The 21,820-nt window shown below is 51.9% G+C and carries 20 protein-coding genes, 2 pseudogenes and 1 other annotated feature; of the genes and pseudogenes, 8 read left to right on the forward strand and 14 right to left on the reverse strand.

Annotated features, from left to right (window positions below; all coding sequences use genetic code 11):
- Window positions 1–353: 353 nt before the first annotated feature.
- On the forward strand, window positions 354–818 hold the full coding sequence (locus IE054_RS02310; RefSeq protein WP_189403456.1) for a pyridoxamine 5'-phosphate oxidase family protein: 465 nt from the start codon (window positions 354–356) through the stop codon (window positions 816–818).
- Window positions 819–859: 41 nt separating this feature from the next.
- Here IE054_RS02310 and IE054_RS02315 read toward each other — a convergent pair whose 3' ends face one another.
- From IE054_RS02315 to IE054_RS02345, 7 genes and pseudogenes are all read right to left on the reverse strand, one after another.
- The gene (locus IE054_RS02315) at window positions 860–1,159 is read right to left on the reverse strand and encodes a YciI family protein (protein WP_189403457.1); all 300 of its coding nucleotides are present in this window, start codon (window positions 1,157–1,159) and stop codon (window positions 860–862) included.
- Between the two features lie 7 nt (window positions 1,160–1,166).
- Complete coding sequence (gene trpA, locus IE054_RS02320) at window positions 1,167–1,973, reverse strand: tryptophan synthase subunit alpha (RefSeq protein ID WP_189403458.1); 807 nt, start codon at window positions 1,971–1,973, stop codon at window positions 1,167–1,169.
- Window positions 1,966–3,106, reverse strand: a pseudogene (gene trpB / locus IE054_RS02325) (tryptophan synthase subunit beta). The gene trpA and the pseudogene trpB overlap by 8 nt, the downstream one beginning before the upstream one ends.
- Before the next feature lie 20 nt (window positions 3,107–3,126).
- Window positions 3,127–4,524, reverse strand: a complete 1,398-nt coding sequence (gene trpCF / locus IE054_RS02330) for a bifunctional indole-3-glycerol-phosphate synthase TrpC/phosphoribosylanthranilate isomerase TrpF (RefSeq protein ID WP_189403459.1) — start codon at window positions 4,522–4,524, stop codon at window positions 3,127–3,129.
- Window positions 4,517–5,548, reverse strand: a complete 1,032-nt coding sequence (trpD, locus tag IE054_RS02335; protein ID WP_189403460.1) for an anthranilate phosphoribosyltransferase — start codon at window positions 5,546–5,548, stop codon at window positions 4,517–4,519. The genes trpCF and trpD overlap by 8 nt, the downstream gene beginning before the upstream one ends.
- Window positions 5,541–6,161: an aminodeoxychorismate/anthranilate synthase component II gene (locus IE054_RS02340; protein WP_189403461.1), complete on the reverse strand. Its 621-nt coding sequence runs from the start codon at window positions 6,159–6,161 to the stop codon at window positions 5,541–5,543. The genes trpD and IE054_RS02340 overlap by 8 nt, the downstream gene beginning before the upstream one ends.
- Complete coding sequence (locus IE054_RS02345; protein ID WP_189403462.1) at window positions 6,161–7,753, reverse strand: anthranilate synthase component 1; 1,593 nt, start codon at window positions 7,751–7,753, stop codon at window positions 6,161–6,163. The genes IE054_RS02340 and IE054_RS02345 overlap by 1 nt, the downstream gene beginning before the upstream one ends.
- 26 nt (window positions 7,754–7,779) lie before the next feature.
- Window positions 7,780–7,873, reverse strand: a sequence feature (Trp leader region).
- A gap of 152 nt (window positions 7,874–8,025) precedes the next feature.
- Here IE054_RS02345 and IE054_RS02350 point away from each other — a divergent pair.
- Genes IE054_RS02350 through rluB form a run of 5 tightly spaced genes read left to right on the forward strand, consistent with a single transcriptional unit; the run spans window position 8,026 to window position 11,862 of the window.
- Window positions 8,026–8,889 carry a PHP domain-containing protein gene (locus IE054_RS02350; RefSeq protein WP_189403463.1) on the forward strand — a complete coding sequence of 288 codons (864 nt, stop codon included), beginning with the start codon at window positions 8,026–8,028 and terminating at the stop codon, window positions 8,887–8,889.
- Window positions 8,886–9,506, forward strand: a complete 621-nt coding sequence (locus IE054_RS02355; protein ID WP_189403464.1) for an L-threonylcarbamoyladenylate synthase — start codon at window positions 8,886–8,888, stop codon at window positions 9,504–9,506. The genes IE054_RS02350 and IE054_RS02355 overlap by 4 nt, the downstream gene beginning before the upstream one ends.
- Window positions 9,503–10,357, forward strand: a complete 855-nt coding sequence (locus tag IE054_RS02360) for a segregation and condensation protein A (protein WP_189403465.1) — start codon at window positions 9,503–9,505, stop codon at window positions 10,355–10,357. The genes IE054_RS02355 and IE054_RS02360 overlap by 4 nt, the downstream gene beginning before the upstream one ends.
- Window positions 10,344–10,973, forward strand: a complete 630-nt coding sequence (scpB, locus tag IE054_RS02365; protein ID WP_189403466.1) for an SMC-Scp complex subunit ScpB — start codon at window positions 10,344–10,346, stop codon at window positions 10,971–10,973. Before IE054_RS02360 ends, scpB begins: the two co-directional genes overlap by 14 nt.
- The gene (gene rluB, locus IE054_RS02370) at window positions 10,966–11,862 is read left to right on the forward strand and encodes a 23S rRNA pseudouridine(2605) synthase RluB (RefSeq protein ID WP_189403467.1); all 897 of its coding nucleotides are present in this window, start codon (window positions 10,966–10,968) and stop codon (window positions 11,860–11,862) included. Before scpB ends, rluB begins: the two co-directional genes overlap by 8 nt.
- Before the next feature lie 101 nt (window positions 11,863–11,963).
- Here rluB and IE054_RS02375 read toward each other — a convergent pair whose 3' ends face one another.
- On the reverse strand, window positions 11,964–12,737 hold the full coding sequence (locus IE054_RS02375; protein WP_189403468.1) for a hypothetical protein: 774 nt from the start codon (window positions 12,735–12,737) through the stop codon (window positions 11,964–11,966).
- A 191-nt stretch (window positions 12,738–12,928) separates the two neighbouring features.
- On the opposite strand from IE054_RS02375, the gene dkgB reads away from it, so the two are divergent.
- Entirely contained in the window at window positions 12,929–13,732 is an 804-nt protein-coding gene (gene dkgB, locus IE054_RS02380) for a 2,5-didehydrogluconate reductase DkgB (protein ID WP_189403469.1), read from the forward strand.
- Window positions 13,733–13,871: 139 nt separating this feature from the next.
- On the forward strand, window positions 13,872–15,161 hold the full coding sequence (locus tag IE054_RS02385; RefSeq protein ID WP_189403470.1) for a DUF445 domain-containing protein: 1,290 nt from the start codon (window positions 13,872–13,874) through the stop codon (window positions 15,159–15,161).
- On the opposite strand, the gene tmpT is transcribed toward IE054_RS02385, so the two are convergent.
- The 6 genes and pseudogenes from tmpT to IE054_RS17995 form a co-directional block, all read right to left on the reverse strand.
- On the reverse strand, window positions 15,142–15,804 hold the full coding sequence (tmpT, locus tag IE054_RS02390; RefSeq protein WP_189403471.1) for a thiopurine S-methyltransferase: 663 nt from the start codon (window positions 15,802–15,804) through the stop codon (window positions 15,142–15,144). The genes IE054_RS02385 and tmpT overlap by 20 nt on opposite strands.
- Window positions 15,805–15,900: 96 nt before the next feature.
- Entirely contained in the window at window positions 15,901–16,560 is a 660-nt protein-coding gene (locus IE054_RS02395; RefSeq protein ID WP_189403472.1) for a DUF4097 family beta strand repeat-containing protein, read from the reverse strand.
- A 174-nt stretch (window positions 16,561–16,734) separates the two neighbouring features.
- A complete protein-coding gene (locus IE054_RS02400) occupies window positions 16,735–17,091 on the reverse strand; it encodes an outer membrane protein assembly factor BamE (protein WP_189403473.1) in 357 nt (118 codons plus the stop codon).
- A 131-nt stretch (window positions 17,092–17,222) separates the two neighbouring features.
- A complete protein-coding gene (gene recN, locus IE054_RS02405) occupies window positions 17,223–18,908 on the reverse strand; it encodes a DNA repair protein RecN (protein ID WP_189403474.1) in 1,686 nt (561 codons plus the stop codon).
- 860 nt (window positions 18,909–19,768) lie between these two features.
- On the reverse strand, window positions 19,769–21,238 hold the full coding sequence (gene zapE / locus IE054_RS02410; protein WP_229804971.1) for a cell division protein ZapE: 1,470 nt from the start codon (window positions 21,236–21,238) through the stop codon (window positions 19,769–19,771).
- A gap of 148 nt (window positions 21,239–21,386) precedes the next feature.
- Window positions 21,387–21,650: pseudogene (locus IE054_RS17995) on the reverse strand (helix-turn-helix domain-containing protein); the annotation flags it as partial.
- Window positions 21,651–21,820: the final 170 nt, after the last annotated feature.

Below are 21,820 nucleotides of genomic sequence, written 5' to 3' on the forward strand. Positions count from 1 at the left end.
ACAGGGTGGCAGGGCATCGCAATGCATACAGGGTAAATCGCTATGATAACAAGCTGTCATGAACGGCACCTGAACTGACCTTGTCTGAGCGAACACTGGTTTAATGATTACGAGCTTTTACACCAAAACGCAGCTGTAAGGTTTGCATAGCTGGTACATACCCTGTGTGAAAAATGTGCTTATAGCAGACGTATTGGTCGCAGTCCAGTACGCGGACCCGGCCTGAAACGTGGCCGCTGGCGGTTTGAAATGGCAACAACAACTGGCACGGGGCCTGCAAGTTTCAACCTGAACGCGTTGACAAGCGGTGTCCGTATTCAGGGTGCCCAGCAGAACATCTCAAAGGAGGTATTATGTCCGATGATATTAAGAAACAAATGTGGGAAGCCATGGCCAGCCATCCCAATGTCATGGTGAGTCTTAAGCACCAGGATGACCCCGCTATTCCTATGCGTGCTCAGCTGGATAAAGACGCAGACAGTGAGTTCTGGTTTTATACCAGCAAAGGAAACCGGCTCGAAGATGGCGGACAGGCAGAAGTGCAGTTTGTATCAAATGGTCATGATCTGTTTGCCAGTATTCGCGGCACGCTGAAGAAAGAAACGCGAGAGGAGATCATTGATAAGTACTGGAATAAATCGGTAAGTGCCTGGTACGACGAAGGCCGTGACGATCCGAACCTGCTGATGTTGCGCTTTTCCCTGAGCGATGCTGAAATCTGGGAAGCCGATCCAGGTGTGAAAGGCGTTTACAAACTGCTGACCGGCAAAACCATTGACCCGGATGAAATGGGCAAGCATGACAAAGTGTCACTCTGACTGGCGAATATCACGTCCGCAAAATCGCGGACGTGGTATTGTCAGGGCAGCACTTTTTTGAACGGTTTGACCGTGACTTCCTGGTACACGCCCGCCGCTTGATACGGGTCGTCGTCTGCCCAGGCGTTGGCAGCGTCAAGGTTGTCAAACTCGGCGATGATCAACGAACCGGTAAAGCCCGCAGGCCCGGGGTCGGCCGCGTCAATGGTCGGGAAGGGACCTGCTACCAATAGGCGGCCATCTGCTTTAAGCGCCTCCAGCCGCGCCAGGTGCGCCGGCCTGGCGCCCAGTCTTTTTTCAAGACTATTGGCAGTGTCCGTTGCGCAAATCATGTAATACATAAATTTGTCACCTGTGGGTAGCGGCTTTCATTTGCTGCACAAATTCGTCCAGTGCTGCCAGCATGGCGTCGTTGTCATTAAGATGCTGCTCAATTAAGTTCACGGTTGCCGAACCTGAAATGGCACCGGCCGCCCCCGCGCTGATAGCATCGCTGACCTGCTGCGGTTTAGATATACCAAAGCCCAGTAGCGGCGGAGCGCAGCGGTGTTCAGCCAGGCGTTCAATCAGCTCAGAGGCGGGCGTACTCGCCGCTGTTTCAGCGCCGGTAACACCTGCGCGGCCAAGCAGGTACGTATAGCCGGTTGAGTGCTTGCCAATCGCTGACAAGGTTTCAGGCGTCGCGTTAGGGGGCGCGATCATGATTTGTGCAATTCCATGGGCGTTGGCGGCGTTATAATAAGGCTCAACCTCGCGGATAGGAACATCGGCGACCAGCACAGAATCAACACCCATCTCACTGGCTTTTTCATAAAAGCCGTCAATGCCTTTAGCGCGGACCAGGTTGCTGTACAGGAGTAACCCGATAGGGATATCCGGAAAACGCGCACGAATGCGCCCCAGTAATGCCAGACAGTCGCCCGGGGTCACGCCTTTTTCCAGTGCCCGAATGGCGGCGCGCTGAATAGTGGGGCCATCAGCAATCGGATCAGAATAGGGGATCCCCAGCTCCAGCGCATCCGCGCCGCTTTCTATCAGTTGTGTAATGATGCGCTCACTTTGTGCCAGATCAGGGTCACCAATCATCACAAAGGGCACAAAAGCCCCTGCATTATTACCTTGCAGGCGCTCAAACATGGCAGCATATCTATCCATTAACTTCATCTCCCAGAATCTTCATAACATGATCAAGGTCTTTGTCGCCACGACCAGATAAGTTGACCACGATGATAGTGTCTTCTTCCGCTTCATCCGCCATATTCAGCGCGTGCGCCAGCGCATGTGCTGTCTCAAGTGCCGGAATTATGCCTTCTTTACGGGCCAGTAGCTGAAATGCATTCAGCGCTTCTTCATCCGTGACCGCGACGTACTGAGCGCGGCCAGTTTCTGCTAAATACGCGTGCTGCGGGCCTACCGCAGGGTAATCAAGGCCGGCCGATACCGAGTAACTCTCATGGATCTGCCCTTCCTCGTCCTGCATGATATAGGTATAGGCACCGTGCAGGATCCCTTTGGTGCCGGTGACGATGGTGGCGCCATGTTCACCAGTATGCACACCCTTGCCGGCGGGCTCGACGCCCACCAGTTGCACCTGCTCTTCCTCAATAAAGTCGGCAAACATGCCAATAGCATTTGACCCTCCGCCGACACAGGCGACGACCGCATCAGGCAGCCGCCCTTCTTTTTCCATTATCTGCCGGCGCGTTTCTTCGCCAATCATGCGGTGATATTCCCGTACAATGGTGGGGAAGGGGTGCGGGCCGGCGGCAGTGCCCAGCAGATAGTGCGCACTGTCGTAGTTGGCCGACCAGTCACGCATGGCCTCGTTCACAGCATCTTTCAGCGTGCCAGAGCCACTGTTGACCGGGATAACCTCAGCGCCCATCAGGCGCATACGAAACACATTGGGAGACTGACGCTCGACATCTTTGGCCCCCATATAGATACGCGCTTTCAGACCTAACAGCGCGCATGCCAGCGCCGTCGCTACACCGTGCTGGCCCGCGCCCGTCTCCGCAATGATTTCTTTTTTGCCCATACGCTTGGTCAGTAAAGCCTGACCGCTTAAGGTACAGTTTCACCTTAGGGTTGCTGACCAGGTTGCGGGTCAGCGTCATGGATGTTGGGCGGCCGGCAAAGTCTTTGAGCAGCGCCATAAATTCTTTTTCGAAAGACGGATCGTCTTTGGCGTCGAGAAAGGCAGCTTCCAGCTGATCCAGCGCCGGGATCAGCAGCTCAGGCACATACATACCCCCGAACTCGCCAAATTTGGTATCAAGTTGATTCATGAATCACCCTTATTAAATGCTTAGTACTGGCGCAACTGCGCAAACAGTGTGTGAATTTTTTCGGCAGATTTCTTTCCTGGCGCCGTTTCTACGCCAGAGTTTACATCGATGACGGCAACGCCTGTCGCAACCGCGTCCAGTGCATTGTCCGCATTTATGCCACCGGCCAGAATCAGCCTGTGTTTATTATTAATGCTATCCAGCAGGTCCCAGTTGAATTGTTGTCCGGTACCGCCGTGCTGATTGCCTACCTGACAATCCAGCAGCACATTGTCTACTGACGACGTTGTCATCAGTGTATCGAGCGTATCCGGTATTGCATCACTTACGCCCACTGCCTGCCAGACGGCGCAGCGCTCAGGTAACAGTGAGGCCAGTTGACGGCGGTAGTGTTTGTCCTCGTTGCCATGTAACTGTACGGCGGTCAGATTAAGCATTTGTGCCAGTTGCGCGACCTTTTCAGGTGCATGATTTACAAACACCCCCACATAGTGACCGGGTACAGCATCTGTGATCTGCCGGGCGGTCTGCTCGTCCACGCAGCGTGGTGACTTTTCTGCAAAGATAAGCCCCAGATAGCTGGCTCCGGCCTGCTGCGCTATTCTGGCATCCTCTGCTGACGTCAGGCCACAGACTTTAACGCTGCCATAAATCATGGCCGCCACCGCGCGCGGTAAATCAGGTTGGGCCATCAGTGCACTGCCGACTAAAAAACCGTCACAATAGGGGGCGAGACGCAACACATCCTGATGGGTATAAATACCCGACTCAGAAATCACCACAAAGTCATGTTCGGCGGCATCCAGTAGCGGCACCAGTGTTTCAGTCGTCGCCAGATCCGTAGATAAATCCCGCAGGTTACGGTTATTTATACCAATAATGCTGGCTTTAAGTGCTATAGCCCGCTGCATTTCTTCACTATTGCTGACCTCGGTAAGAATATCCAGGTGCAGGGCATCCGCGACGCTGGCAAGCTCACGGTACTCATCGTCACTGAGCACACTTAGCATGAGTAAGATTGCATCTGCATGGTAATAGCGGGCTAGGTAAACCTGGTACGGGTCGACAAAAAAATCTTTATTTAAGACGGGTTGTTCAACGCGCTGCGTGACGTACGTCAGGTAGTCATAACTGCCCTGAAAATATTTTTCGTCCGTCAGTACGGAAATACCTGCTGCATGCGGCCCATAGGCAGCAATAATTTCGTCCAGATCAAAGGGCTCGCGGATGAGACCTTTAGACGGCGAGGCCTTCTTGCACTCCAGAATATAGCCCGCGTTGGGCGTGCTGAGTGCGGCAAACAGACTCTTGTCAGACGGACGTAATGCCTCTTTAAACTCACTGAGCGGCAGGCTTTCTTTGCGTGATATCAACTCTTCACGCTTATTCGCAACGATTTTTTCTAACACATTAGCCATGTACAACTTCCTCCTGACTGATGGTGGCGGCTTTTGATAGCACCTCTAACGGGCGACCGGCATGCATGGCGGCAAGTGCCATTTCGGTTCCCTCACTAAGGTTATCGGCTTTACCCGTGAGCTTCAGCAGCGCCGCACTATTCATGGCGATAGCGGCGCGGTGGGCCTCATTGCCTTTGCCGGACAAGGCTTCTTCGACCATTTTCCGGTTTTCGTCAGGCTCACCGCCGGCAATGGCTGACAGGGGATATTGCTTCAAACCAAAGTCACTGGGCGTAACGGTGTAGCGACGCGCATCACCATGTTCAAGCTCTACAATAACGGATTCTCCATGCAGTGCCAGTTCATCCAGCCCGCTGCCATGAACAATCATCGCCCGGTGCTGACCTAACAACATCAGCGTGTCTGCGTAAGGTTTCAGTAATGCCGGGGAGTAGACACCCAGCATACTGTGGGATGGTCCTGCAGGATTAGCCAGTGGCCCCAGTATGTTGAACAGAGTCCGGGTTTTCATTGCCTGCCTGACGGGGGCTGCAAAGCGCATCCCGGCATGGTACACCGGCGCAAACAGAAAACTGAAACCGGCTTCATCCAGGCAGCGGCGTGCGGTCTGTGGCGTTACTTCGAGGTTCAGGCCAAATTCGCGAAACAGATCGGCCGAGCCGCTGCGGCTGGAGACACTGCGGTTACCATGTTTGGCGACCGGAACACCGCAGGCTGCCGCGACCACCCCGGCGGCGCTGGAAATATTGATTGTATTGTGTCCGTCACCACCGGTGCCGACAATATCGGCAAACGCATAGTCTGGGGTCGGAAAAGGTTTGGCATTACTGACCATAGCACTGGCTGCGCCGGCGATTTCCGCCGGGCATTCACCTTTCATTTTAAGTGCAGTCAGTACGGCGGCGATCATCACATCACTTTGTTCACCATGCATTATGCTGTTAAACAGTGAAAATGCCTGCCCCTGTGACAGGTTGGTTTTGTCAAGCAAAATAGCAAGCAGGTCGTGGGCATCAGACATTGTGGTGTTCTCCGGTTGTCAGATAATCAATACTTTGACGAAGTAACAGGCTGCCTTCAGCGGTTAGAATAGACTCTGGATGAAACTGAAAGCCCAGCATTCTGTCGCTTGCGTGATAGACAGCCATCACGGTGTCGTCACATTGCGCACAGGCGGTCAACGCGTCCGGGAGTGTATGTGCAATCAGCGAGTGATAGCGTGCTACCTGCAGCGGCTGTGAAAGACCGGTAAACATAGCGTCGCCGGTATGCGTAATCTCAGATGCTTTACCATGCATGACCTGGTCGGCGCGGCCTACTTTTCCGCCATAATATTCAATGATGGCCTGGTGACCAAGACAAATTCCCAGTACCGGAAACTGTCCCGCCGCTTTTTGCAGCAGCGCCGGCATGCAGCCAGCGTCAGAGGGGGCACCCGGACCGGGTGATAACATAAGCAGAACAGGCCCGATTTGCGCCTGTTGCTGCATTTGTTCAATCAGCGTATCGGCGTCGATATAGTTTCTGTATACCTTGATTGAGAGACCAAACGAGTAGAGTTCATCGACCAGGTTGTAGGTGAAGGAATCAACGTTATCTAATAAAAAAACGGTGGTATTGTTCTGAACGCTCATCAGGCCGCTCCTCCCTGCTGACTGGCATTGGCTACTGCGTTGATCACGGCCTGTGCTTTGTTGCGGGTTTCATCCGCCTCTGACTGCGGGTCGGAGTCATGCACGACACCGGCCCCGGCCTGAATGTATGCGCGCCCCTGTCTGACAAATGCGGACCGGATCACAATGCAGGTATCCATATCACCCTGTCCGTTAATATACCCAACAGCACCGCCATAGCTGCCGCGCCGTTTGCCTTCGACTTGCCGGATCAGACTGGCGGCACTGATTTTCGGAGCACCAACCAGGGTGCCCATATTCATACATGCCTGATAGGCGTGCAGCGCATCCAGATCATCGCGTAGCTGACCGACAACCCGTGACACCAGATGCATAACATGTGAGTAACGATCGACTTTAAGCAAATCTTTCACGTAACGGCTGCCGGGGCGACTGACCCGGGCGACATCATTGCGGGCCAGATCAACCAGCATAATGTGCTCAGACTTTTCTTTGTCATCTTCGCGCAGGTTCAGCTCAATACGGCTGTCCAGATCGGCATTGATGCTGCCATCTGCGTGTTTTCCCCGTTTGCGCGTGCCTGCAATGGGGTATACCTCAACCTGATTATCATCACTGTCGTATTTCAGCGCTGACTCGGGCGATGCGCCGAAGATGCTAAAGTCGCGATCCTGCATATAAAACATATACGGGCTGGGGTTCTGCACCTTTAACTGGGCATAGGCGGCGAGTGCGTCAGGGCACGGCAGCGAAAATGTCCGCGATGGGACAACCTGAAAAATATCGCCGGCCAGGATATGGGATTTTAGGTAGCGGACATCGTCACAGTAGGCGCTGTCATTTTTGTCGACGTCGGGCTCGGTTGTGGCCGGGACAGACTGGCCGGATGAAAGCGGCGCGACATCATGCAGTCGTTCGCGCAGTGCTTCAAGCCGCTGCGACACAGCAAAGTATTGCAGCGCCACATCCTCTCCGCTAAATACGCTGCCGAGCAGTTCGGTCTCACGGGTCTGATGATCAAACATGATCAGCGTCTCTGCCAGATAGAACACATAGTCGGGGCAGGTATTTTCACCTTCAGCAACGTCAGGCAGCGGTTCAAAGGCACCGAGCAGGTCATAGGCAAATGCCCCCGCCATGAATACGGCGTGAGGATGCTGCCGGATAGGCGTCAGCTGGTCTTTGATAAGGCGCAGTGCATCAAACACACTACTGGCCTTTAACCGGCTATCCTCATCGAGGCTGGGATCGGGCGGCGCCACGGTCAGGCTTAGCGTGCTCGCATCGTGTTGCGTTACCGTGATGCCCTGTGGTGCATGGGAACAAAACAGCGGGAGCACTGTCCGGCCATTTGGGGTTAAAGCTTCAACGGTGACGGTCTGTCCCTGGCACTCGAACCGGAGCGCCGCGTCGACCAGTAACAGGCTCTGCAGATTATCCTTTGAGTCAATTTCAGCGGATTCCAGCAGCAGCGAGTGCGCTGAATCACTGCACAGGGTCGCGAAGGCTGCCAGCGGATCATCCGTGTAATGTCCTGTCTGCATCAGCGTTTCCACTTTACCGGGGGTCTGACCCAGTTCGGCTAAACTCATTGTCGCTCTTCTCCGTTAATAAAATAAAAAAAAGGCCCGTTAAAAAACGGGCCTTTTTCAGTGATTTACACGCACCAATGCGCACACCGCCCGTCACAAGGGGATGTGCCACCACCAAATTGCAGAAACGTTCATTGTGACTGGAATATTACGCATTGATCATTAATTCTGGTTGAAACTTCGATAGGCATCGAAGTCTTTACTCCTTATACTGTGCCTATAGAAGAAAACAAAACACGCTCGGTGTCAACAGCAAATTTAAAGAAGATACAGTGAAAATAGATCTCCACAGTCATACACGCTTCTCAGATGGGCATCTGACGCCATCAGAACTCATTTTGCGTGCGCATGCTATGCAACTTGACGTACTGGCCATAACGGATCACGACACCCTCAGTGGTTTAGACGAGGCCCACCGCAGTCAGGCTGAGCAGTCACGCCCAATGACCGTGATCGACGGCATTGAAATCTCTACGCGCTGGCATGCTTTTGATATCCATATTGTCGGCCTGCAGGTAGACCGGCACGATCCGCTATTTAACGAAAGGTTGCGTGAACAGGCGCAAACGCGCAATGAACGTGCTGAGAAAATAGCTCATAAGTTAGAATGTTGCGGGTTTGACGGGGTGCTGGATAAAGCCCGTTCGCTGGCAGGTGTGGGTCAGGTGACGCGGGCTCATTTCGCCCGTGCGCTGGTGGAATACTACGGCGTTGGCTCGGTTCCCAATGCCTTTCGACAATATCTGGGTAAAGGAAAGCGGGCGGCAGTCAAAGCGCACTGGCCGTCTATTGAAACGGCCATTACCTGGATTCAGGATGCGGGTGGGCAGGCCGTACTGGCACATCCGGCACATTATGATATGACGACTAAATGGCTGCGCAGGCTGGTGGCTGAGTTTGCAGCCGCCGGTGGCGATGCCATAGAGACCCAGTTTCCGGGAATGAGTCCGGATAAGCAACGCCTAATCATCGAGCTTGCCCATGAAAATAAGCTGCTGGCATCGGCGGGATCAGATTTTCACTTTCCGTCCCGCTGGACCGAACTTGGCCGACGGCTGACAATCGATGATTCACTGACGCCAGTCTGGCAGGACTGGGCGTGTATACCTTCGGATTCTACTAAGGATAATCCATGAGCCAATTTTTTACGATCCACCCCGATAATCCACAGCCGCGACTGATAAAACAGGCCTGTGAGCTGATTCGTCAGGGGCAGGTAGTGGTGTATCCCACGGATTCAGGATACGCAATAGGGTGTCAGATGGAAGACAAGAAAGCACTGGATCAAATATGCCGGATCCGTGACATTGGCAAAGATCATAACTTCACGCTGATGTGCCGGGATATGTCGGAACTGTCGATCTATGCCAAGGTCGATAACGTGGCTTTCCGTCAGATAAAAAATAACACCCCTGGCCCCTATACATTTGTTCTTAAGGCGACCCGGGAAGTGCCACGACGCCTGCAAAATCCTAAACGAAAGACCATTGGCATCCGGGTGCCGGATAACCAGATTGCGCTTGCGCTACTGGAACATTTGAATGAGCCACTGATGTCGACGTCACTGATCCTGCCTGGCAACGCGATGGCCGAATCTGATCCTGATGCAATCCGCGACCGACTCGAGAAGCAGGTTGGACTTATCATTGATGGCGGCGCACTCGGTGAACATCCCACCACCGTGGTTGACCTAAGTGAAGGTGAGCCAGTGGTTCTGCGTGAGGGCTGCGGAGATGTAGAACAATTCCGATGAATACGCCGTCATCAGTCACTCCGCAAGAGGCGGCCGACGAAGCCACTGACGCGCCAGTCCAGCAACCCCTGCCACTGGCCTTTATCAATGGTGAAGCGCTGATTGAGAAGCCGCAGGATTTGTTTATTCCGCCTGATGCGCTGGAAGTCATCCTGGAAACCTTTGAAGGCCCACTGGATCTGCTGCTTTACCTTATTCGCAAGCAAAAGTTTGATATTACGACACTGCCTGTGGCCACAGTGACCCGCCAGTACATGGAGTACGTGGAGGTGATGACAGCACTGAAGCTTGAACTGGCGGCCGAGTACCTGCTGATGGCCGCTATTCTGGCAGAAATTAAATCCCGCTTGCTGCTGCCTAAGCGCAGCGCCGATGACGATGAGGAAGACGATCCGCGCGCAGAGCTGATTCGTCGTTTAAAAGAGTATGAGCTGGTCAAACAGGCGGCAGAAGATTTAGATGCCCAGCCCCGCATGGAACGCGACATTTTTGCTGTACAGGTAGATACGTCGGACCAGGTCGCGCCATTGCGTATTGAGCCAGACGTGTCTCTGCAGGACATTGTACTGGCATTTACCAGTGCCATGAAACGGGCTGAAGCGTTTGAACATCATGTGATTGAGCGTGAGGCCCTGAGTACCCGCGAACGTATGTCACTGATTCTGACAACCCTGGAGCATGCGCACTACACGCCGCTGGAATCGTTGTTTACCGTCGATGAAGGGCGCTCAGGTGTGGTGGTCTCATTTCTGGCGATTCTGGAACTGGTAAAAGAAAATCTGATTTGTTGTGTTCAGGCAGGACCGTTTGCCAGAATTCATGTAAAATTACAGTCCAATGAAGAAGATTAATTTTGAGCAACTAAAACAACTCGTTGAAGCTACCATTTTCGTGTCCGATGGGCCGGTTAGCAGGCAGCGGTTGCGAGAGACCGTTCTGGCAGAGTTTAAGGTTGCAGACAAAACGCTGAGTAAGGCACTGAATGAACTGACACTGGATTACCGGCCGCGGGGAATTCAGCTGGTAGAGGTGGCCAGTGGTTACCGGTTCCAGTCACTGGACAGCCTGTCGCCCTTTTTGAGCCGTCTGTGGCAGGAAAGTGCGCCGCGCTACTCCCGCGCAATGCTGGAAACGCTGGCACTGATTGCTTATCGTCAGCCAATCACCCGTGGTGAAATTGAACAGGTACGCGGCGTTGCCGTGAGCAGTAATATTATTAAAACGCTGACAGAGCGTGACTGGATAAAAACCGTAGGCCACAAAGAGGTGCCGGGACGTCCGGCCTTGTATGCCACAACCCGGGCATTTCTGGATTATTTCTCGTTACCATCGCTGGATGCGCTACCAAGTGCAACGGACTTTGCCGATGTGATGCGAGAAGGAAGTAATCCCGACCCCTCAACCGGATCGCAGCCATCTGATGCCGCGACCAGTGAACAACCAAAGAGTATGACCGTTAATGACTGAAAAGTTGCAGAAAGTATTGGCAAACCAGGGGCTCGGTTCCCGTCGTGAGATGGAACGCTGGATAGATGATGGCCGTGTGTCAGTTGATGGCAGCGTTGCGACACTGGGTGACAGAGTCGATGAAACCGCACAGATACGTGTCGATGGGCATTTACTGTCACGTCAGACAGAAAAACCGGTATGCCGGGTGTTGATGTACAACAAGCCCGAAGGGGAGTTGTGCAGCCGGCATGATCCGGAAGGGCGTCCGACTGTGTTTGATCGGTTACCGGGGATCCGTGTTGGCCGCTGGATTGCGGTCGGTCGGCTGGATATCAACACCAGCGGCCTGCTGCTGTTCACTAACGATGGTGAGCTTGCTAACCGCCTGATGCACCCGAGCTGTGAGGTCACCCGCGAATACGCAGTACGCGTGTTTGGTGATGTGTCGCCACAAACCCTTAATACACTGAAAAAAGGGGTGGAGCTGGATGATGGCATGGCGCGCTTTTCGACTATTCGTAAACGCAAAGAGGCCGGTGGCGAAGAAGAAAGCATGAATCACTGGTACAACGTGACGCTGGAAGAAGGACGTAACCGTGAGGTACGGCGTTTGTGGGAGTCGCAGGAGGTGCAGGTCAGTCGGCTTATCCGTGTGAAATACGGCCCGGTTGCGCTGCAGAAACGACTGCCTCAGGGCGCCTGGGTAGAGCTGGAGTTAAGCGAGGTCAATGCGCTGCGCAAGCTGGTTCAGTTGCCTGATGAAACGCAGACGCTGGTGGATGCGCGCCAGAGCAAGCTTGATCATGCACGTATCAGCCGCATGCGCCGGTCGGTAAAAAAACACAAAGTCAGGCAGGAAAAAGGGGAAACTGCCCCGCAGAGTAAACTTCGTGGTAAACGCCGCTAGGGAAAATGCGATAAAGTCTATCGCCACTGAGCCAGCCCGGAAGTGTATACCTGCAAGACCGGTATCGAAGACAATGGCCATCGGCCGCGGCAAGCACTTCCTTAGTCGGGGCATCCCTGCTGAAATGAAAACGCATCGGTGATATGGCGTATTGTGTTTTGCTCGTTTGCCAGATAGGTATTAAACCGCGCCAGTACTTCAGGGTGCTGGCGGGTTGAGAGGCGATAACCCAGTGTTGACGGTGCAAATGCGGTAGACACAGCAAATGTCTGAGCGGGTTCTCCGAGTGCGGCGCCTTCTCTTTGAATGGTACTGATATGCAAGTCCAGTCCATCCACCATCCCATTTAACAGCATACGGGTAAGCACTTTTAGTGACGAGTCTGTCACTAGCTCAACCTCACCGGTGTTAACGGCTTCTTCCCACTTTTTATCCGGTAAAAAGCCATACAGGGTATCGAGTTTAGTGAACTGGCCGGCTGGCATATGCTGGTTCTCAGCCAGTGTTACCACATCGGCACATAGCGTAATGACGAGCTCACTGTATTTAAGATCGGGATCAAGCTGGCTGGTCCAGTACGGATTATCAGGCAAACGAAAGTCAATGGCTCCACCATCGTACCATTCATGGAAGCGCTGGATAGGCAAGGGAATAAATTCAAACGTTATGCCTTCAGACCGCGCAAACTCTTCCATTATACGTTTCAGAATGCTGCTGCTTTGCTCGTTGTTAAAGTCCATCAACGGGTAATAAGACAGGTTTTCAACGCCAACACGGTAAACCTCACCGCTGGCACGAACGGTCATAGCAAGTATGGACAACAGTATGACAAGCAACAGCTTACGCATAAAGACAGAATGTGTGTTTACAGTCATTCATTGAGCATACCCCTGTAACCTGGCTAACACCAGAGTGAATTTGTCGACAGATCTGGTGCGTGCAGGTGTGCAGTGTCGATCTTTCAGCGGTACCGATACGTAGGGAGTGGCTACAAGGCCATGACTGGCAGGCGTTACAGCCTGTCAGACTGAGGTTAAAATACGCTTAACTTATTCTGGAGGATAGCATGAAAGATATGCCGCAACTGGGTATAGGAACATTCAGACTGGAAGGCGACACGGCACGGCGCAGTGTACTGGATGCGTTGCAGGTGGGATTTCGGCACGTAGATACCGCGCAGTTTTATGGTAACGAGGAACAGGTCGGTGACGCTATCATAACCAGTAAGCTGGAACGCAATGATCTGTTTGTCACGACCAAAGTCTGGTATGAGTCACTCAGCGAAGACAAGTTTATTCCCAGTGTTCATGAAAGCTTATCGAAATTAAAGCTGGAGCATGTCGATCTGCTGTTGGTTCATTGGCCCTATCCGGGTGAAGAGGTTCGAATGGAAGACTACCTTGGCCAGCTTGCGAAGGCGAAAGAACTGGGGCTGACCCGGCATATTGGCGTCTCGAACTTTACTATAGAGCAAATGGAAGAAGCAGAACGGATCCTGGGTAAGGGCGCTATTTACACCAATCAGATTGAGCTTCATCCGTTTATGCAAAACCGTAAAGTGGTTGAGGCGTGCGAAGCGATGGGCGTGATGGTTACCGCGTACATGCCATTTGCTGTCGGTAAAATTATGGACGATGAGACCCTTAATGCGATTGCCGATGAACACAATGCCACGCCAGCGCAGGTAGTGCTGGCCTGGATGGAGAAGAAAGGGATCCGGACGATTCCGTCATCCACCAGTAAAGTACATTTGCAGGAGAATTTTGACTATACGGGCGTCACACTGACGAAGGATAATATCGCGCGAATTGACGATCTGGACAACGGTGAGCGCATTGTAGACCCGGACTTTGCGCCACACTGGGACTAGACAACAGACTTATTCGCGTCTTCGCTGAGTAATTGCGCCTGCCTGCCGGCAGCATGTCGGCAGGCAGGGTAATCGATTGCGGACCGGCGTTCTGTTGGGCATAGTATGCTTTCATCATTGACAAGGTAGTACAGCAAGCATGGATAAAGTGCGCCAGCTGCAACGGGCAAAAAATCAGGCTCTGGCATGGCTAATTGGTGCTGCGCTGGTGTTTATTGCTACAACAGGTGCGCAACAGTGGTATCCGGTAGTGGCTGACAGTCACTGGCTTGGCCTTATCAAAATGGCCAGCGAAGCAGCGCTAATCGGGGGGCTAGCAGACTGGTTTGCCGTATCCGCATTGTTTCGGCCAATTCCATCCCGTTTTCCTATTCCTCACACCAACATTGTCGCCCGTAATAAGCCCGCAATTGCAGACAACCTTTCCCGTTTCGTCCGGGACAAGTTCTTCAACACCCAGGCACTGACACAACTGATAGAATCCAGTCAGCCTGCCCGCGGTGCCGGACGCTGGCTGCAGCGCCGGCAAAATGCCGGGCGTGCAGCCGGCTATCTGAATGATATATTTGCCGGTAGTCTGCATTTGATTGATGATGCGCCGGTGAAAGCGATGCTGCTTGACACCAGTAAGCGGGCTCTGAACAACCTCAATCTGGTGCCGCTGATTGGCGCTGCGTTTCGGTTAATGAGCAAGGAACGGCACCATCAGGCTTTGCTGAACCGTTTGCTGATGCGGTTAACCGCTATGTTGTCGACACCGGCGGCGCGTGAACAGCTTGCAGAAAAGCTGAATAGCTGGCTGAAAACCGAACATGCACGCTTATCGCGGCTACTTCCGTCAAGCTGGCTGAGCAGGCAGGGAGCCGATATAGCCGTCAATGCCATCGCCAGTACGTTGCAGGACATCAATGATGATCCGGCGCATCCTGCACGTCGTGAGCTGGACAGGCAAATCGCCGTGTTCATTCGGCGTCTGGAGCGCGACCCTGAGTACGCAGAAAAAATTGATGCGGTAAAACATCGCCTGTTAAACAACGCTGCGTTACATCATTACCTGCACACGTTGTGGGAAGATTTGCATCAATGGCTTGAACGCGATTTGGCATCACCGCAGGGAAAAACGGTCACGGCACTGACCGATGTTTTTGAAGGGATTGGTCAGCGGATTTCGACTACGCCGGCACTTGCGGCATCGCTGGATAAACATATCAGCGAGGCTGGGCAGTATATGGCACCTGAACTGGCAGAGTTTCTGACCGAACATATCAGACAGACCATACTGGCGTGGGACGAAACTGCCCTGGTCGAGCAAATTGAACTGAATATCGGCAGCGATCTGCAACGTGTTCGCATCAACGGTACACTGGTCGGTGGCCTTATCGGTGCGCTCCTTTACGGTATCGAACAGGCTATTGGGTTGTTTCGTTAAGCACTGGCAACGGGCTTAATGAAAAGGCCAGGCAGTCAGCAGCAACCTGCTGCTTAAGCCCACCCTCAATGGGGCGCCGGTACAACCGGCTTATCCGGTAGTCGTTGCCATAGAGTTGCTCAACCATTTCCTGTGGAACACTAAAAGGCGGGCCTGCCATCTCAGCCTGATGATAATCAAAGGTGATAAGTAGTTGTGGCAACTGAGGTGCCAACTGGCAAATCTTAACTGCATAGGCCCGGCGCATGTCATCAGGTAAGGCGACCAGCGCTGCGCGGTCATACACGGCCGTTACCCTGCCCACATGCGCTTGCGTAACTGAAAATATATCGCCTGCAAGGACGGTGAGCCGGTCATGTGTATAGCGTCGGATCCCGTTGTTATCCGTTATCTCTGGTACTGCGTTAAGCTCATCAAAAAGCTGCGTGACAGCAACTTCACTAAGCTCAATACCAACGACCTCATAGCCATGTGCTAACAGCACGTGGATATCGTGGGTTTTACCACATAAGGGCACCAGAACCCGTGGCTTATCCGCGCGACTGAAGACGTCCATGAATTTTCTTAAGAGCGGATTGCCGTCCTGCTCATGAAAACCTATCTCATTGTTTTGCCACTTGGCATGCCAGAAATCCTGTTCCATTTACAACGCTCAATTAACGACGGGGCTAAAGAGTGACACGTAGTCGAGAGCGGCGCAAGCCGCTCAGTGAGGTTTGTCAGTCGGTGTGACAGGACACTATTCGTCGCGCTGAGTGTACCGTTTTATCACTTTCTGCTGATGCGCCGGATTATCGATATGTAACTCTACATGGCGGCGTAGAATGATGTCACCGGCAACGGTCACAGACGCCTCAATGGTCAGGGTAGAGGTACTGCTTCCCCAGTTGTTGTCGTCCTTGCGGCGAAATATGATATCACCGTCGATGTGTGTATTACCGGTGAGGCTGATGTCACCATTTGAGGTTTCAATATCGCCTTTTACCTCGGTATCATTCAGGTCGATATCACCGTTCACCGTTTCAATATCCGCACCAATCCGTGTCCCGGTTTTTGCCGTGATATCGCCGTTTACAGTTTCAATGCTACTTTCTATACGGACGTTACGGCCCAGATCGACATCGCCGTTAACCACATCGATACTCGCTGCTTTAGCACTATTAAATAACTCAATAGAGCCGTTGACGGCATCAATGCGTCCAGCACTGGCATCTTCTTCAAGGGTAACGCCACCATTGACCGTTGATATGTCATCGACCTGCCGGCCTGCGGCGACGTCAACGCCGCCAAAGACGCTACTGAGATCACCGTTACCGGCACCGTCAACGTGAATGACACAGCCGCCAAGCGTAAGCGAACCAGCAATAGCCAGCGCAGTAAACGTTCGTGTTGTTAACATAATTATTTTCCTTTATGAGTGTGTACAGCGATAATCAGAGCAAACACTGCACCAAAATAATTAAGTTATATTTATCAAATGGTTATGCTTTATTTGATGGCCGGGCGGCCGGAGGGAGTAGTCCGATACACCAAAATGTTGTGTATCGGACTAAAACTGAATAAAGAGTGGGCGTTACTGGTCTAGCGGTGTGTCAAAATCTTCTGATAGCTCAAAGTCGCCCTCAACGTTGCTGACTTTTCCATCGTCAAAGGTAATAATCATGCGCTTTTGAAAGTCTTCGCCACGTTTACTCATTCCACGTTTCATATCGTAAACGTAATACCAGGTATCATCATCAAAGGTGTCATCCACCACTGGATTTCCAAGTACATAGATGACCTGATCTTTGGTCATTCCTATCCGCAGCTTTTTAACGTCCCGCTCATCTAAAAAATTGCCCTGGGGTACGTCAATTCGATAAATCCAGTTACTGCAGGCACCTGTTGCCAGGGCCAGCACCAATACGAATGCAAGTCTGTACAGCTTCATGGGTGAGTCGATTCCATCAATGCGTTGATTATTGGTGGCACCCGGTTAATACAAGAAGAGGCCACCGAGTGCGCTCGTTATTTTAGCGCGAAGGCATGCTACCTTGTCCACTATGACCAATCAACCGCTGATTAGTTCGATTCTGTGCTTTTCAGTAATTCACGTGCATTTGCCAGGGCTGACTCTGTTACCTTGTCACCGGCGAGTAATCTGGCCAGTTCATCTACCCGGTCCTGCTTGGTGAGTGCCAGCATTTGGGTTTCGGTGCTCGCTCCGTCAGTTAATTTGCTGACAAACAACTGATTATGCGCCTGTGCAGCCACCTGAGGCAGGTGCGTGACACATAATACCTGAGACTGTTTGCCCAGTTTGCGCAGCAAGCCGCCCACTATTGACGCCGTTGGCCCGCTAATACCGGCGTCGACCTCATCGAAAATCATGGTCGGTGTAGCCTGTTGATCACTGGCAATAACCTGTATGGCAAGCCCAATACGTGACAATTCACCGCCTGATACCACTTTATCCAGCTTATCCAGTGGCTGGCCCGGGTTGGTAGAAACGGTGAATGTGACGGTATCCAGGCCTGTTTGCGATGGCTTGAGCGTTTCATCAAAGCACACCTCCACGGCCAGCTGTGCATGCGGCATATTCATCTGGCGGATTTGTGCTTCAATGTCACTGGCGAGTTTCTTTGCTGCGCTCTGACGGGATTCAGACAAACTTTTCGTCGCGTTCAGGTAGTCAGCGTGTGCGGTTGCTACCTGCGTTTCAAGATCCGCCAGCAGCGATTCCTGATTATTCAGCGTTTCAAACTCAGCACTGAGTTGTTGATGGTGCTGGTAGAGTTCTTCGGGTTCTATCTGATGCTTTCTGGCAAGCTCCATGGCCTTGCTAAAACGTGCTTCTACCTGTTGCAGACGTAAGGGATCGATTTCCAAATGGTCGCAGTAAGTGCGTAATTCCTGAGACGCTTCCTCTACCTGAATAGCCGCATCGTTAAGCATCGTCAGAATTGGCGACAAACTCGCATCGTGCTCAGTCAGCTCGGTCAGGCGCTCAATACTGCTCTGAATAATGCTTAGTGCATTACCTTCATCACTCTCGTACAGCTGATAGAAGCTGGTCTGCGCCTGCTCAAGTAAACTGGCACCATTGCTCAGGCGTTTGTGTTCGGTTTCCAGCTCGCCAAATTCCTCTTCGCCAATTGCAAATTCGTCCAGCTCTTTCACCTGGTAAGTGAGCAGTTGCAGGCGGTCTTCACGCTGTCGCGCAGCCTCGTTAAGATCACGCAGTTTGTGCTGGTTTTCCCGCCACAGCGCGTAACTTTGTCTGACACGCTGTTGATGTATTTGGTTTTGTGCATAGCTATCCAGCAAGCTACGCTGATGATCCTCTTTTAGTAACTGCAGGTGGGTGTTCTGACCATGAATAGCCAGCAAGGTTTGCCCCAAGCCTTTGAGCTGCTGCAGTGACACAGGCGAGCCATTGATAAATGCTTTGGAGCGGCCCTCTTTGGATATCACCCGGCGAATAAAGCAGGTGTTATCGTCTTCATCGGAGGTCAGTTCGTGTTCATCGAGTAGCTGCCTGGCTGCGGTATTGCCGTCAAGTGAGAAATGCGCAACAATTTCTGCTTTGCCCGCCCCCTGGCGGACGGCACTGGCATCGGCGCGTTCCCCTAAGCACAAACTCAGGGCATCTATGGCAATAGATTTACCGGCACCGGTTTCGCCGGTAATGGCGGTAAGACCGTGCTCAAGATTCACATTGAGCTGCTTAACCACGGCAAAGTTACTGATAGAGAGATGCACTAACATAAAACCACTCGATGTTTATACAGGTAGTGTAAATATATACAGTGAGTTGAGAATGTAAAGTAAAAAGTTGTAGGTTTACTAACAGTGTAATTTCTCACAATTGAGTGTAATTGATAAATCAGTAGCATATAGCGAAGTCAGCCGTTTAAAGTAAACTGATTTTGTCGCTTAGCTTTATATGCTGGCACGATACTATGATCCAGTGCTCAGACGATCGCCGTCAGAGGTCTTCTCTGTGCCAGTAGCTGCCGTTGCTACTGCATCTCGCGGGTGGCAGCTGTGTACGTATTGCCGCCACACAAACAGAGTCAAAAGTAGCTACCGTCTTTGCGGCGCAGGCCGCTCACGTGTTTGCTGAGCTGACATCGAAGAATCGTCATGCCGGCGTAGGCCGGTACCTCCGTGTGTTACTCGTGAGGTTACAAGTACTGGGCAGCCCGTATTTTGGATAGCGAGTGAAAAGGACGGTTTGTGGTCAGTCAGCCTGTTTGGGCGGTACCGGCCTTCGCCGGCATGACAACTCTTCGTAGAAATACACGTAATGCCCGCAAATTGTCTTTTGATGCCAGTCAGCGCAGCTCGTGGGTCATCAAAGTACCTTGAGTTCAATTTGTGAGTGCAACGCTATCCTTATTGAAGAAGAAACGTTGCCATAAACAAAGAAAACTTACACTTTACGTAACATTGCGAAATAAATTGGGTTGTTGAAGTTTTCACACAACCTGAGTCAATTGCAGACGTTTGTGGTCAAAGCGATTCACGCTCAAGGGTCACAAGGCGCCTATGTTTTAGCAAATTAGGGTGATGTCTCTGCAGCGGGTGAGAGGTACTTTTTAGTTGGCTGGTCTTACCTTAATCCGTCAATGCCGTCCCCATTGCTTTCCACCCATTTCTACCAACCGAGACGCGGCTCGTCGAAAGGAAAAGGCGAGATCATTGGCGGACGATAGCTGTGCTAGTGACACGCCAATTCGACCCGTCGCGGACCACTCATAATATTCCCCCTGTCTGGTGCGAATCATGGTCGTCGCAAAGGAACTCGAGTTTCCCCCCTTCTCACTGACAATCAATTCTCCGTCTTCATCATTTCTTTCGACTCGCGCTTCAAAATCAACAAACAATTCGTCGAGCGGGACTTGTGCCGCCAGCACCAAGCGGGTGCGGGATTCATAACACGCGTCTATGAGGGTCACGAACCGTCGCGCTTCGTTGAGGTGATTAGCATCCAGTTGGGGGACTCGTTCGATGATGATGACCGGAAATCGGTCGCAGAGGGAAATATAATCGGCCGCGCCGAGCGGTTGGTAGCATAACTCGGCAAAGTCAAACCAAGCGCACCGGTCATTCAATCGGGAGACCTGGACGGAGCGACCAAAGAGTACTTGAATGACCTCGGCCTCGGTTCCGGATGCAGTGCCACCAAATATTTCTTCCAACTGCGCCTGCATGTTGTTGTTACTATTATTATCGCCATCAACATCCTTGTTTGACCAAAAATAGGACTGACCGTCCGCTCGAGTTGCGAGCCGATAATCCTTGGGGGAATCCTCCATGGAAATAATGTCGAACTTGTGTTTTAACATGTCTATGAATGGCAAAAAGAGGGAGCGGTTAATGCCTCCCTCATACAAGGTATCGGGGGAGCGATTCGAGGTGGCCACCACCACGACATTGCAATTTAATAATAATGAAAACAGTCGCTTCAAAATCATGGCATCGGCAACGTCTGTTACTTGAAATTCATCGAAACAAAGGAGTTGGGCTTCTTGTGCCAATTGTTGCGCAATGATGGGAATCGCATCATCTCGAGGGTGTTTCTGTTTGTAGACAAAGATTCGATGATGGACGTCCAGCATGAATTCATGGAAGTGGACGCGGCGTTTGGTAATTTTTACGTGTTTGAGGCTGTGGCTGTCATTATTACAGCAAGAATCATCGTCAGGAATATTAACCGACGCGTAAAAGAGGTCCATTAGAAAGCTCTTGCCGACCCCGACCGGTCCATGAATGTACAAGCCTCGCGGTGGTGGACCAAATGACGACAAGTGGAATTTTTTTCGAAGAAATGATTGGGCGGATGCTAAGGACCGCGCTAATGACTGTGAACCGTTGCTTGTACAACGGCTCTCTGTCGGATCTTCGATGCGCGAGGGTACTGGTGAGAGCGAGGCAAGAGACACGTACAGGGCATCGAGTTTTGCCGCCAGGGCGACTTGCGCCTCATCTCGCTGCACCTCCCCCGCATTTATCTTACGTTCATACGCAGCTGTCACCGGGCCTGTGAGGATGGACCGCCGAGCGACGCGATGTTTTGCTGTCATATTCTTCATCACAGCCTTCATTATGGTCCTAATGGTTACACGGTGATATGGTACGAAAGATTTCTGTATGGGTATCAAATGATTTTGTATTAGGCTTAAGTTACCAAGACAAGCGTCTCTTGAACTTAAAGATATGCAAATCTGCTCTAAATGTTGTTTTCTTCGTCAAACCGAACTCGACGAACGTAATAGTCAGCGCTGATACACTATATTTCGCTGCCTGACATCGTCGTTTAACTGTCTTAGCGTGACCGACTTCAGGCAGCTAGTGATTATCACGAATGCTGTTACGCCGAACTTCTCTACTGATGGTTGTGTGACAAACGTTCAGCCGCTTCCCAATCTCCCTATAGCTGAAACCCTCGCGTAAGTAGGCTTCGATCTGGTATTGTTGCATTTCGAACAACTGCTTGTAACTCATGGTAACTACTCTTGTTTTTTGGCGATTACAGAGTACCACCAACAGGCAGTTGGTCTCTCCTCACCTTTTAACCAAGAGTGGTGCACTTATTATCTGAATTCGGGTCCAGTTATTTTTCTCTGAGATAAGCAACCAAATTGGGAAAGGGTGTTAGGAACCTGCTTCAACAC

This window comes from Alteromonas halophila (assembly GCF_014651815.1).
Taxonomy (GTDB): Bacteria; Pseudomonadota; Gammaproteobacteria; order Enterobacterales; family Alteromonadaceae; genus Alteromonas; species Alteromonas halophila.

Bases quoted from the DNA above. Each gene is read 5' to 3' on its own strand.
- IE054_RS02310 (WP_189403456.1), top strand. From the start codon at position 354: ATGTCCGATGATATTAAGAAACAAATGTGGGAAGCCATGGCCAGCCAT.
- IE054_RS02315 (WP_189403457.1), bottom strand. From the start codon at position 1,159: ATGTATTACATGATTTGCGCAACGGACACTGCCAATAGTCTTGAAAAA.
- trpA (WP_189403458.1), bottom strand. From the start codon at position 1,973: ATGGATAGATATGCTGCCATGTTTGAGCGCCTGCAAGGTAATAATGCA.
- trpCF (WP_189403459.1), bottom strand. From the start codon at position 4,524: ATGGCTAATGTGTTAGAAAAAATCGTTGCGAATAAGCGTGAAGAGTTG.
- trpD (WP_189403460.1), bottom strand. From the start codon at position 5,548: ATGTCTGATGCCCACGACCTGCTTGCTATTTTGCTTGACAAAACCAAC.
- IE054_RS02340 (WP_189403461.1), bottom strand. From the start codon at position 6,161: ATGAGCGTTCAGAACAATACCACCGTTTTTTTATTAGATAACGTTGAT.
- IE054_RS02345 (WP_189403462.1), bottom strand. From the start codon at position 7,753: ATGAGTTTAGCCGAACTGGGTCAGACCCCCGGTAAAGTGGAAACGCTG.
- IE054_RS02355 (WP_189403464.1), top strand. From the start codon at position 8,886: ATGAGCCAATTTTTTACGATCCACCCCGATAATCCACAGCCGCGACTG.
- IE054_RS02360 (WP_189403465.1), top strand. From the start codon at position 9,503: ATGAATACGCCGTCATCAGTCACTCCGCAAGAGGCGGCCGACGAAGCC.
- scpB (WP_189403466.1), top strand. From the start codon at position 10,344: ATGAAGAAGATTAATTTTGAGCAACTAAAACAACTCGTTGAAGCTACC.
- rluB (WP_189403467.1), top strand. From the start codon at position 10,966: ATGACTGAAAAGTTGCAGAAAGTATTGGCAAACCAGGGGCTCGGTTCC.
- IE054_RS02375 (WP_189403468.1), bottom strand. From the start codon at position 12,737: ATGACTGTAAACACACATTCTGTCTTTATGCGTAAGCTGTTGCTTGTC.
- dkgB (WP_189403469.1), top strand. From the start codon at position 12,929: ATGAAAGATATGCCGCAACTGGGTATAGGAACATTCAGACTGGAAGGC.
- IE054_RS02385 (WP_189403470.1), top strand. From the start codon at position 13,872: ATGGATAAAGTGCGCCAGCTGCAACGGGCAAAAAATCAGGCTCTGGCA.
- tmpT (WP_189403471.1), bottom strand. From the start codon at position 15,804: ATGGAACAGGATTTCTGGCATGCCAAGTGGCAAAACAATGAGATAGGT.
- IE054_RS02395 (WP_189403472.1), bottom strand. From the start codon at position 16,560: ATGTTAACAACACGAACGTTTACTGCGCTGGCTATTGCTGGTTCGCTT.
- IE054_RS02400 (WP_189403473.1), bottom strand. From the start codon at position 17,091: ATGAAGCTGTACAGACTTGCATTCGTATTGGTGCTGGCCCTGGCAACA.
- recN (WP_189403474.1), bottom strand. From the start codon at position 18,908: ATGTTAGTGCATCTCTCTATCAGTAACTTTGCCGTGGTTAAGCAGCTC.
- zapE (WP_229804971.1), bottom strand. From the start codon at position 21,238: ATGAAGAATATGACAGCAAAACATCGCGTCGCTCGGCGGTCCATCCTC.